The sequence below is a fragment of the Paenibacillus silviterrae genome (assembly GCF_030167925.1).
GTDB lineage: Bacteria > Bacillota > Bacilli > Paenibacillales > NBRC-103111 > Paenibacillus_G > Paenibacillus_G silviterrae.
The window spans coordinates 542583-555024 of sequence record NZ_JASKUT010000002.1 but is presented as its reverse complement, the minus strand read 5'-3'; the positions used below and the strand labels follow the sequence as shown (position 1 = coordinate 555024).

The window sequence follows — 12442 nt, the reverse complement described above, 5'->3', positions numbered from 1 at the left end:
CAGCATGGAGTGCTTATTTCGTGTTAGACCGAAAACCAATTGACTTTCCCATACATGTACACTAGTATATTGGCATTATATGAGCATTGCATAACTCATCAAGGAAAGGGAAGTAGTTCATCCATGGCAAGTGCAATTCTTCACGGCATTTTCTTGGCTTTCGGTCTGATTCTGCCCCTAGGTGTGCAGAATGTTTTTGTTTTTAACCAGGGTGCTGTGCAGCCCAGGCTGCTTAGAGCAATGCCTGTCGTCATGACTGCCGCCGTTTGCGATACGGTTCTTATTTCATTAGCTGTACTTGGGGTCTCCGTAATTGTTCTTGGCGTATATTGGATTAAAGCGGCGCTGCTGGCGACGGGCATCGTTTTTTTGCTCTATATGGGCTTCGTTACGTGGAAAAGCAAGCCTAACGCATCTTCCGTCACGGCAAACGCGCTTACCCCAGGCAAGCAAATCGCCTTTGCGGCATCCGTTTCTCTTCTCAACCCGCATGCCATCATGGACACAATCGGCGTCATTGGCACCAATTCCTTATCCTATTCAGGCATGGAGAAGGTGTTATTCACTTGCGCCTGCATCGTAGTGTCCTGGATATGGTTTTTCTCATTGGCCTTTGCCGGTAAACAGGTTGGCAGACTTGATCAATCCGGAAAGCTCATGACGGGATTGAACAAAACGTCCGCTTGCATTATGTGGGGAACCACCCTTTATCTTGTCCTCACCCTCATCCCCCAGGGATAGCCTCTGCTCTTTGACCTGCTTACTCTTTAAACCCGAAGCCTCTGCGCTTCAACTGGTCAATGTATAGGGACTGCGGTTCCAATTGCTCTCCTTGCCCCACGCCTTCCACGAAATCCTCCGGCATGGAAGCATCCGTCCCGGAAGTCTTCGTCAACACTTGACTCGCCGAACCTTTCGTTCCAATGACATAACCATGCCCGAATTGCTTGGACTCGACGATATGGGTTTTGCCGTTCATATACTGAACCCCGTTCGTGTTCCAGAATACGGATTGGCTGGTTGTATGTCCGTGCAGGACGGTGCCGTAAGGCCGGTACTTGGCCTCAAGAAAGTCGCGGTCCAGCGTCATGTTATCCAGCAGATTGGCCATACTCAGATGCATATGGAAGTCGCTGGCCAGTCTCGGCTGTACCGAGGTGCTGCGGAGCACGACATTCCCGCTCGTCCACATGCTTTTGAAATTAAAGCCATGACGGCTTTTTACAGCGTTGCTTCCGACAATGAGACTATCGCTTCCGGCAAGGATAAAGCCGTATCCGTTGCCGCCTTCTCCCTTATATTGCGGATTTTGCATGGTACTGCTTCTTATCGTGATCGAACGGGATTTGTAAATTTCCACCGCATCCGACAAGGTATGAACATCATCTTTATTGCCCTTGGGGCGGTAGGAATCCACCTCGTTCATCCAGCAATTCAACGCATGGCGAAACTGTACCAGCTTGGAGGCGTGGACCTCATACGCCCCCGTGCCGTTTTTCTGGTAGTCCAAGTCTCCCCACCCGTTTTTTTCGTTTTGCCTCATGCCGATGGACAGCTGCTCAATGCCCGCTTCCTCAATCGGCTGACTCACACGGTAAACCGCTGCCCCGTCCCGCGTTTTGAGAGCATAGCGGGTAGGAATATCAATGGTGATCTCCTTGCTCTTGCTATCCACCTGTACGATTTGTCTATAAAATGTCGGCCCTTTGAGGCTGCTGTCCCATTTACCCGTCATGCCATGCTCAGCGATGAAAGCTTCCGTAGCGCCGGAATGAAGGACAACGTAATCCCCTTTTTTCAGCCCTTCGGTCGAGTCAAGCGGAATCGTCGTTGTCGGCTCGAGGACATCCTTGGATAATGGGGTTTTCTTACCCGTCGGTTGATGCCAATCGCCTCCACTCTTTGGCGCAATGAGTACAACCTTCTTCCCGCGCATCACGGTTTCTTCGTTAGTAATGAAGGTGGAGCTTTTGCTTTCCCCGCGAAGCACCACGCCGTTATGGCGAATACACAAGGAGCAATCTTGATTCTTGGGCGGTCGCACCGAGTAGGTGCCGGCCGGCAAATAAACGACACCCCCGCCGTCTGCTCCCGCTTGATCCAGAGCCTTTTGAATGGCTGTGGTGGAGTCGCTGAGCCCTGTCGGATCGGCACCGAATTCCACAGCATTGTACGTTTTACCGGGAGGCTTCGACGGTAGGGGCTTCTCCCCTTTGCGGTAGCCCGCATAAGAGAAATCGTGCAGGAATCGTCCGTCCGCATCCTTAAAGCCCGGCTTCCAGTCCTTCGGGTATAAAGCGCTCCTCCACTTGGAGTCATGCTCCCCTTGACCCGTGCATGAAGCTGCGATCATAGCGAATAAAACCACAAGAGAGAGTCGTATACCTGCTGTTGTCATCACCTTCATCCGTCCGCTGTCCCTTTACTTGTTTTCCGATTCGATCTTTTTGTTTACGTTCTCCTCTGCGGTACGCATTGCCGTGTTCAGATCGGTTTCCCCGGTAATGAGCTTCGTTATTTGACCGCGAATGGCTTCTTCAACGAAGGTATCATACTTCGTTTTCACGGTAGCAGGTGCGAACTGATTGTAGAAAACGGCATTTTTCATATTTTTGTCCTTCATCTGCGTCTCTTGTCCGAACACTTGCTTAATGGCATCGTTTTTCAGCGTTGTGATCCCGCCTGTTTTGGAGAAATTCGTTTGATATTCGTCGGAGATAAACAGCTTGATCACTTCCATAGCAGCGTCCTTATGCTCCGTTGTCAAGGTCGGGAACATATAGGTCGGATAGGATTGGGCCCCTACCTTCGGGCGATCCTTAAACGACGGGAGCGACACCAGATCGTAGTTCATGTCCTTTAGCCACGGGTAATCTGCATAAATGAAAGAGAACATGGCTACGTTTCGTATTTTATTAAACTCATCCATATAAGGGATCTTGTACCACTGCTTGCTAAGCTCTGCGGCAACCGTTTTGTAGCCTTCCGCTTTCATCGGATTTAGAATCGTTTCCTGCATGAGACGCTTCCACTGATCGTTATCGAGCGAGGCCCGTTTGCTTTGTGCATCGACATTCACTAGGGAGAGCGGATTCATCCGCAAGTAATGGTTGATCGAAGTCGAGTACCCTACATAATTAACGCCTCCGTCACTGCGGGTCAGCTTCTGGGAAAGGTCGGACAGCTCCTCCCAGGTCATGCCGTCCTTCGGATACTCCACGCCGAACCTGTCGAAGATGTCTTTATTGTACATGATAACCATCGTACTGTTACTGATAGGGAGACCATATAATCCTCCCATGACTTTAATGGCCTCGATGGTGCTGGGCTCAAACCGGTTCAAATCGACATTGTGCTTTTTCACTAAATCCGAAATGTCTTGCTGGAGGCCAATATCTAACAAGGAGCCTTTTAACCCAATCTGACCGATCGAATCGATAAAAATATCAATTTTGGTCGTTCCGCTGGTGATCATTTCACTGAGCTGCACATTCTTGTCCTTAGGAACGAATTTCACCGTTACATTAGGTAGCTTTTGCTTGATGTAGCTGCCGAATTGGGTTTCAAACTGCTCCGCGGTTATCCCCGCGTTATGGTAGAAGGATAGCTCGACAGGTTCGGTAAACTTGCTTGGAGCCGGAGCCTCCGCATCCTTGGTTGCCGCCGGCTCTTGGGTAGAGCAAGCAGCGGTGGCCAGCATCGTTAGGGACAGTGCCAAAGCGGGTAGCGCTAACTTCTTCTTTTTCATTGAAAATCAAATCCCCTCTCGTGATTCTATAAAATGTTATATCAAAATTAATGTAATCGCTTTCATATGATGGTGATTGATACCCGAGATAGTCCCATGGTTCTAAGAACTATCTCCTGAGCTTATCCACCTGTTTGGGCATGACAAGAGTAATTGTTGTTCCTGCCGCATACGTACTGTCGATCCGCAGCCCGTATTGTTCGCCGAAGACCATTTGGATTCTGCGATGAACATTCATGAGCCCGATCCCCCCGGTATAACCGGTTGCGCCCTGCCCTCCCAAGCGATTCTCTGCAAGGCGGGCTTGAATCTCAGCAAGGCGTTCACTTAAGACGCCGATCCCATTGTCCTCAACGGTCACGAGAAAACAACGTTCCTGTATCTTTGCATCAATACGGATATAATGTCCGCTTGCAATTCCCTCGGGAAAGGCATGCTGTAAGCAATTCTCAACTAACGGCTGCAGAGTAAGCCGGACCATGTGCTCGAGCAGCAGTGACGGAGGAATGAGCACCTCCAACTCAAATTCCTGCTGGTTGCGATGATTCATGATGATCATGAAATTCAGTACATGGTTAAGCTCATTGGCAACCGTAATTTCCTCCAGATTCGTTTGCACCGCATAACGGAACATGAAGGATAAGGCTCGGGACATTTCCGCAATTTCTTCAGCTTCCTGCTCCACGGCGTAACCGTATACAGCCGTTAAGGTATTGTAGAGGAAATGCGGATTGATTTGCAGCTGCAAGGCTTGGAATTCTGCCGTTTGCCGCTCCATCTTCTCTTTATAAACGGTATCTACCATCGCAGCAAGACGTGTCACCATATGATTATAGCTTTGATATAGCTGGGCGATCTCATCCTGTCGTTCAGGCAAGGCGATGGGCTGCCAGCTATCCAACTCCGTTTGTCTCATGGCAGAACGCAGCTTTTGGATCGGCTTCGTTACGGAGGAGGCAAAACGGAAGGCAACAAAGGCGGTCGCCACCAATGCGAACAACCCCACCCATAGGGTACTTTGGCGAATATTGGATACCGGCCGGGTTACGTCCTCCACAGGCAAAGATACGAACAACCGCCATCCCGTATATTCGGATACGGCCGACACGAAGATCCTGTCCATTCCTTTGACCTTCATGACTTGACCTTCACCAGGAGTGTCTGCTAGGAGTCTCTCATCCAACAAAGTGCCGATAAGCGCTTCGTCCGGATGGTAGATGAGCTTCCCTTGCTTATCTGCGATGAAGAAAAACCCCTGTTCGCCGAGATCCACCTCCGCCCAGAGCTGGGAGAGCTCGCTTGCCCGAATTTCCATGGTAACCACACCGGAATCGCGAAGACTCCGAAGCTCCCTCACCTTGCTAGCAATGGTAATCATGGCCCTATCGTCCGCCGAGCTAATGCCATGATGGATGATGGCAGGACGATTCGCACGACCGATCTGATCGATTAAATATCGGTAATGCGAAGCAATCGCGGAGGGTTGCGGAACAAATGTCCCTTCCCGCTGCTCGGCAATATACCTGCCGTCTTCTCCGATGACCGCGATGAAATTGATCTGAGGATAGAAGGTAAGAGTAGGCTGAAGCGCGTAGCGCCGAACCTGGCTGTAATAATGGACGTAATCGTAATCACTCTTATCTATCTCAAAAAAACGGCGCAAATCCGTATTGATAAGCAAGGTGGTAGCGGCATATTCATAGGTTTTGAAATACAAGTCCGTCTGGTGGGCCGCCGTGCGAACCATCTGACGCAAATATTGCCCCGTTTGCTCCTCCAGTTCACCGGAGGAGCGCAGATAGGAGCCTACACCCAAGAGCAAAATGGCAAGCACCGTAACCAAAATCACACCCAGATAAACTCTAGCAGCCAAGCTTTTTCCGATTCTCATGAAATGCCCAGCTTTTCTCTGTATTCGGAGGGAGTCAGGCCGTTATATTTTTTGAAAAGCTTGGAAAAATGAGTCGGGTCCGTATATCCAACCTCCATCGAGACGTCCGTAATGCGGTATTGGGGAAGCTCAAGCAGCAGCTTGGCCCGCTCCAGTCGTTTCCTCATCCTGTACTTGACGAAGGTTTCCCCGGTTCTCTGCTTGAACAGATGACTGAAGTAAGTCGCGCTAATGCCCAGTATTTCCGCTACCTCCTCAAGGTCCGCTTCATCCGCCAGATGGTGATCAATGTAGGTCTTCGCTTCCTCAATCGGATCCTTCGCATTCCCCCTTCGCTTAGTCATAATCCATTCGGATAGGAAAGCGATACGCTGCCTGAGTCTTTCCATAGGATCCTCAACAGCGGATGTATCGACAAACTCCTCTTCCTGAAGTGAATATATCCCGCGTGCATTAATTTTTCGTAGAAGCAATCCGCAGCTTTCTTCGATGAAAACGCCGGTTTGCGCCGGAGTATAACAGAAGGCTCTTCCGTGCTCAATCAGCTCTTGAACAAGGGTATCGATAAGCCGAAGATCTTGCGACCAGATCGCCTCGGCCAACCGTTCCGACCAGGTGTCTATGATCGTAATGGAGGCAGGCGCCGGCCAGGCGTTCTCCAGCTCACCGATCAGCTTGCCCAGCAGACGGTTCAGCTCCTCCTTGGAGGGAGGCTTGAGCAGATATTCCTTTACGCCATGCTGCATGCACTGTTGAGCATAATGGAAGTCGCCATAGCCGGAAATGACCACGGTTAAGGTAGACGGGTATTGCTCCCGAACCCTGCGAGTCAGCTCCAGACCGTCCATTACCGGCATGCGAATGTCGGTAAATAAGATGTGGCAAATCTCCTGTTCCATCAGCTGGAGCGCTTCCGCTCCGTTCTTGGCCGTTCGAATATGTAAGCGCTCGCTATATTGACCTTGAGCCAGCAGCTTAGCCACCGTGCGGGCGATGATCGGTTCGTCATCCGTTACCACTATGTTCCACATTGCACGAGCACCGCCTTTCGATTAAGGGACAATGACACCTTCTTTCTTATTATATCGATCGGTCGCTTCCTTGATCAAGTCGTTGCCGCCCTTCGTCTTCCACTCCTCAATGACCTTCGGCAGATCGGAGAGAGGACGTTTTCCATAGATCATTTGGATAATGCCTTGTAGAATGATCGGCGCAGGCTCATCGAATTTCGGAGCCACATCCGGGGTTCTGTACTTCAGCTCAGGATTAAAGCTGATCCCGTTACGGCCTTCCTTATCCACAATATTGATTTGCTGCTCCTTCGTTCTTTGTCCCTCCGGCGTTAGCGTTTCCACACCATCCTTGAAGGTCGGATCCTTAATGAAGCTGAAAAAGCCGCGCATCCCCTGATCGTCCAGACCGGCTTTGTCCGTCGGATACTTATAATTCATCTTTCCGTTGTCCATGGTATAGTTCTCGCCTTCTATACCGAAGTTAAAGAACTTTACGGCTTCCTCCGAAATCATCCAATCGAAAAATTTCACAATTTCCACGGCATGCTTCGTCTTGGCATTGATAAAATGGCTCCGAAGCACGGAATCATACACCATCTGTCCGCCTTTCCCGTCAGGACCTACCGGCGAAGGGATTAAGGCTACTTCGGCATCGGGTACGGATGCTCTGATTTCTCTAACAAACGTGTCAAGCTCATTGCTGTTGGAATTCCATATTCCGGCTTTTCCTGCGTTGATGCTGTTTTTCCAGATGGTGCCGTTGGTCGTGGCAAATTCTTTACTGATGAGCCCTTCATCAAACATCGTTTTATACGTTTGAATCGCTTGGCCCATGTTCTCGATGTCCATAAATTTCGGAAGTATTTGGTCTCCCTGCTTCTCGTACATTCTGTTGTACGGGTACACGTCATAGGCGCCGAAGAACACGTCGGAATATTTTAAATTCTCCCGGCCGGCGTACGGATGCTCTACTCCGAGCTTCTTAAAGGCACGCAGCACCGTAAGGTACTCATCTACCGTCTTGGGAACGGGTAATCCCGTTTTCTTAAGCAAATCCATTCGAATGTAGGTTCCACGCCGGCTCGTATGATTCAATACATCGGGGATGGCATAAATTTTCCCGTTGTATTTCACGCCTTCCCACGCTTCCTTCGGAATCTTCTTCATCAGGTTCGGCGCATGCTTCTGAAGCAGCTCATCCAGCGGCATGAAAATCCCCGCTTCTACGGACCCTCCCATATCCTTTCCGGTCAAAGTATACCCTTGCACCACATCGGGAATGTCATTGGTGGCGAACATTTGCGCCATCTTCTGATCGAACTCTTTATGCGGCATCGGCTTTAAGGTCAAATCGACGTTAGCCAGCTCCTCCATCTTCTTCAGCCATTTCTCTTCATTAATGTTCTGGCTGAACTCAGGAGGACCGTTCAGGATCCGAATGGACATGGAGATGGAGATGGGCGTACGCCCCTTGTTGCCTTCTTCACCGGTCCCTGTTTGGGTATTATCCTTCGCCGTGGTTGAACATCCTGCCAGCACGGACAACCCCAGAGTAGCTGCAAGAACGGCTGATACGGTTGGTTTCATGCTTTCGTAACCCCTTTTCTTTAATGATGCGCCGATGAATCCAGTATACTGGAATGATCGCAGCCGTCTTAAGGATATTTTGCTGTGAATCCGTTTTTTTTTACAGTATCTGCATCGGCTTCTAATGTTTCGGCGGTTTCGGGAAATTTATGCCTTTACGGATCCAAGCATCATCCCTTTGATGAAATAACGCTGCAGAAAAGGATAAATCGCGATAATCGGAAGTGTGGCTACCACGATCGTGGCCATTTTGATGCCCTCGGGGGAAGCCAGGAGAGCGGCATCGAACAGATGCGCTCCCGAACTGGAGTTCATGTTGTCGGACACGATCATCTCCCGAAGCTTGACCTGCAAGGGCTGCAAGCTTTTGTCATTAATGTAATAGATGGCGGATTGATAGGTGTTCCAATGCGTTACTCCGTAGAAGATGCCCACTGTCGCCATGGCAGGCTTGGATAACGGAACAATGATGTTCCAGAGTATCCGCGTTTCGCCGCAGCCGTCGATTCGGGACGAATCAATGAGCTCAATCGGGATTTGCAAAAAGAAGGATCGCATGACAAAAAAGTTAAAGGCGCTTACCGCCCCGGGCAGCAGAAGAGCCCATAAGGAATCCATTAGACCCAATTGACGGATCAAGAGAAAATTCGGAATGAGCGGTGCCGAGAAGATCATGGTAAAGAGCACCATGAGCAGCACATACTTGCGGCCAACGAATTCTTGCCGGGATAACGGGTAGGCCAGCATCGCGGTCATGATCAGGTTAATCAGCGTGCCGACTGCCGTAATATATACCGTAATCCCGAAGGACCGCCAGATTGCGGTATCCATCAAAACGAACTCATAATTGGTTAACGAAAAATCTACGGGAAACAAGCCCACCCTTCCCGCTTCTATCGTTTTGCTGTCGCTGAAGGATTTGGCCACAATATTGACCATCGGCAGGAACATCACGAGACTTAGTAAGAATAACAGAATGTTGTTCGCTCTCAGAAACAACCGATAGCCTGAACTTCCCCTTCGCATATGCAATCACTCTCCTTCTAATACGCGCTAATACAGGCTTTCACCGGTTGCTTTTTTATGCAGATATTTTGCTGTCGCTGAAGGATTTGGCCACAATATTGACCATCGGCAGGAACATCACGAGACTTAGTAAGAATAACAGAATGTTGTTCGCTCTCAGAAACAACCGATAGCCTGAACTTCCCCTTCGCATATGCAATCACTCTCCTTCTAATACGCGCTAATACAGGCTTTCACCGGTTGCTTTTTTATGCAGATAGTTTGCCAAGAAAACCAGCAGGAGTCCCAGGACCGAGTTGAACAACCCGATCGCTGTGGTATAGCTGTACTGCTGCTCCAGGAGACCCGCTTTATAAATGTAGGTGTCGATAATTTCTCCATTCTGGCTGTTTAACGGGTTGAGGAAAACAAAGACACGTTCAAATCCGAAGTCCATAAAGTGACCGATTTTTAGCATGAATAACACGGCAATCGTGGGAAGCAGCGCGGGAAGCGTGATAGACAGCGTCTGCTGAAGCCGGCCGGCTCCGTCGATCTCGGCCGCTTCATATAGATCAGGATGAATACCGGCCAAGGCAGCCAAATAAATAATCGTCCCCCAGCCGATGTCTCTCCACAAGCCGGAGCCAATAATGATCGAACGAATATAGGCGCTGTCTCCCATGAAATAGACCGGCTCCGCACCAAACCAGCCGAGGACGGTGTTGAACATTCCTGAGGAAGGGGAGAGAAAGCCAACGACAATACCGCTAACGATAACCCAGGACAGAAAATGCGGCATGTAGATGACGGTCTGCACCCACTTCTTATAAAGCGTGCTTCGGATCTCGTTCAGAAGAAGAGCCAGTACAATCGGTGCCGGAAAGGACAGCAGCAGATCATATACATTTATCAGCAGGGTATTGGATAGGATTCGCCGAAATTCGGGATACTCCAGCATCGCGCGAAAATGATCCATCCCGGCCCAGGGACTGTCCAGAATGCCTTTGAAAATATTGTAGTTCTTAAAGGCTATAATGGAACCGAACATGGGAACGTATTTAAAAACAACGAAATACAAAATCGGCGGAAGTGCCAGAAAATATAACGTGCGATATTTCCACATATAACGAATCCGCTGCAGCTTCCAAGGAGAGCTAGTCCCTAGTTTATCGGCAGTCTGTGTTGTAGCCATGTCAGCACCTCCTCCATATCCTGCTGCTCCCTGCTAAAACCCGTAATAAAGCGGCCGTAAGTTACTGCCTGCTGCCGGCGCACGAGGGTTTTCCTATGCCCGATTGATGGCATGGCCGGGGTGTCGTACATGTAGGATTGTACTCCCGGAGCTTCCTCGATTCCCCACATCCGTAGAGGATGCTCCGTACCTGATCCGGAGCGCCAACGGATCAGCCAGCTTCGCTGCCAGTCAGCTAATCTGATGCCGTTCTGCAGATGCGAATATCCGTCGGCTCCGGCCAAGCCTTCGGCAGGTTCCCCGCCCAAGCGTATCAAATCCGCCGATTCCGGTTCGCCTTCCAAATGAAGAAAGCAGTCCATGGTGACAGGAACCTCCGATCTCGCCTCGCATATATCGAGCAGAAATCGGCTCTCCAGGAACAGCGTCCTGCGAAGCTTCACGCCCTGATAGGCCTCACTCGATTCCGCTTGCAGCATATATGCTCCATTCCGATATTCGTTCACCGTTAATTGACCCTCGGTCGGCCGCTGGGACGCTCCGTTAATCACGATCCCGTTATGGGCTATCGTGTGGCGGAACCAGCTGTAATGGAGCGGATGTCCATAGGGAAGCATTCCGGCATCAGTGACCCATTCCTTCCCATCCGAGAAGAACGAATAATGCAGCTTATCGAAGTGGCCGTGCTCCCCTCCATGCTGTCCGTAATCCAGAAGAAGTGCTCTAGGGCGGCTTCCGTTTTCCTTAAGCACGATCATTCCCGTTTTCTTAAGGTGGATTGCAGAAATGCTCTGCTGCTCTTCTACAATCTTTTGGTCATGTGTGTTTGCCGGTGCAGCTCTGTCCAAATCTTTACCGAACAGCAAGCTGTACAAGCTGTCGCGCCTGGATAGGCTTAACAGGTCCGTCCCCAGGCCCCACCACGCATAAGCGCATTCATAGAGTGCGGCGCGTCCCGTCAGATTCACCTTCTCCGAGTCATGCACGGCCGGAAGCGTTCCATCCGGCATCGCCGCGAGCAATGGGATTTCAAACATTTTCTTGAACCGCGGATGATTCTTCAGATCCATATCGAATGTATCTGCTGCCATCACCAGTTGGACATGCGCATACAACGCATACAGGTGATAGCCCCAAGCCCCCTCGTACCAGAAGCCGTCCTCATCGAGTGAATGCTCCATTTGGAACAAAAAGCCGTTGTTTCCATCATATATCGCCTCGTGCATCAGCTCTTCATCATGGATCGCTGCAGCAATAGCCGCTAACGCTGCATTATGATACGACTGCCAATTGGAAATGCCCATCCGATTCTGTCGCAGAAGGGGCGGAACCTTATGAAACAGACCTCTTCTGCAATGCTCCTCTTCCGCTGCCGTCCATTGCCCGTGCTCCTTAAGAATATGATAGCTATGAGCAATGGGAACGATCCATGAGGCCTCGGTTAATGTCTGGCAATGCACCTTGCCCGACGTCTTTCCCGCTCCACTATTCTTATCGTGCAGCGGATACCGTTCATAATGTTCGGCATAAAAAAGCACAATAGATTTCGCCAGCTGACTCCACGCCGATTCCCCTTTTAAGGCGTAACCGATAGCTGCATCTCTGGCTAATTCGGCATAACGCCTATGCTCCAGATCGACACCGCATTCGTCCCAAGGGGAACCCGACCACACCGCCCCGCATTTGGGGCAAAGATGCCTATCACGTGCCTTATAGGTAAGTCGTGTTCCGTCCTTCGGGCAAACGTAACGATGGTACCAGCCGCCTCCCGTTAGAGGAATACTCAACGGCCTTTGAACCTCGGAATCCAATCGGTTAAACAACTGCTTTTTGACATCCTGTGTCCGATGGGAGCGAGCCGCCTTCTCGTTGATCTCTGCAAACCATTCTTTCGTCCATAGCTTCATGACGCCCTCTCCCTCCTTCGATTCCATCATACGTTCTTTCGGGACATTCGGCATGGGATTCCTTTCTGTGTTTGAGTGTTTTTTTGCGGTTGTTAG

10 protein-coding genes are annotated in these 12442 nt (G+C 50.2%); 1 reads left to right on the top strand and 9 read right to left on the bottom strand.

The genetic code is table 11. The features are described from left to right. Nucleotides 1–123 precede the first annotated feature (123 nt). Nucleotides 124–741: a LysE/ArgO family amino acid transporter gene (locus QMO62_RS25995; RefSeq protein WP_284645412.1), complete on the top strand. Its 618-nt coding sequence runs from the start codon at nucleotides 124–126 to the stop codon at nucleotides 739–741. A 19-nt stretch (nucleotides 742–760) separates the two neighbouring features. On the opposite strand, the gene QMO62_RS25990 is transcribed toward QMO62_RS25995, so the two are convergent. The 9 genes from QMO62_RS25990 to QMO62_RS25950 form a co-directional block, all read right to left on the bottom strand. Beyond that, the gene (locus QMO62_RS25990) at nucleotides 761–2368 is read right to left on the bottom strand and encodes a glycosyl hydrolase family 28-related protein (protein WP_284645411.1); all 1608 of its coding nucleotides are present in this window, start codon (nucleotides 2366–2368) and stop codon (nucleotides 761–763) included. Between the two features lie 54 nt (nucleotides 2369–2422). Beyond that, nucleotides 2423–3748 carry an ABC transporter substrate-binding protein gene (locus tag QMO62_RS25985; RefSeq protein WP_284645410.1) on the bottom strand — a complete coding sequence of 442 codons (1326 nt, stop codon included), beginning with the start codon at nucleotides 3746–3748 and terminating at the stop codon, nucleotides 2423–2425. Nucleotides 3749–3857: 109 nt separating this feature from the next. Further along, entirely contained in the window at nucleotides 3858–5639 is a 1782-nt protein-coding gene (locus tag QMO62_RS25980; RefSeq protein ID WP_284645409.1) for a sensor histidine kinase, read from the bottom strand. Then, nucleotides 5636–6670 (bottom strand): helix-turn-helix domain-containing protein, encoded by a 1035-nt coding sequence (locus tag QMO62_RS25975; RefSeq protein ID WP_284645408.1) that lies wholly within the window; start codon nucleotides 6668–6670, stop codon nucleotides 5636–5638. Before QMO62_RS25975 ends, QMO62_RS25980 begins: the two co-directional genes overlap by 4 nt. Nucleotides 6671–6691: 21 nt before the next feature. Next, nucleotides 6692–8239: an extracellular solute-binding protein gene (locus QMO62_RS25970; protein ID WP_284645407.1), complete on the bottom strand. Its 1548-nt coding sequence runs from the start codon at nucleotides 8237–8239 to the stop codon at nucleotides 6692–6694. Between the two features lie 147 nt (nucleotides 8240–8386). Beyond that, nucleotides 8387–9265 (bottom strand): carbohydrate ABC transporter permease, encoded by an 879-nt coding sequence (locus QMO62_RS25965; RefSeq protein ID WP_284645406.1) that lies wholly within the window; start codon nucleotides 9263–9265, stop codon nucleotides 8387–8389. Between the two features lie 55 nt (nucleotides 9266–9320). Then, nucleotides 9321–9458, bottom strand: coding sequence for a hypothetical protein (locus tag QMO62_RS25960; protein ID WP_284645405.1), 138 nt, complete (start codon nucleotides 9456–9458; stop codon nucleotides 9321–9323). 27 nt (nucleotides 9459–9485) lie between these two features. Further along, a complete protein-coding gene (locus QMO62_RS25955; protein ID WP_284645404.1) occupies nucleotides 9486–10439 on the bottom strand; it encodes an ABC transporter permease in 954 nt (317 codons plus the stop codon). Beyond that, the gene (locus tag QMO62_RS25950) at nucleotides 10409–12376 is read right to left on the bottom strand and encodes a heparinase II/III domain-containing protein (protein WP_284645403.1); all 1968 of its coding nucleotides are present in this window, start codon (nucleotides 12374–12376) and stop codon (nucleotides 10409–10411) included. Before QMO62_RS25950 ends, QMO62_RS25955 begins: the two co-directional genes overlap by 31 nt. Between the last annotated feature and the right edge of the window lie 66 nt (nucleotides 12377–12442).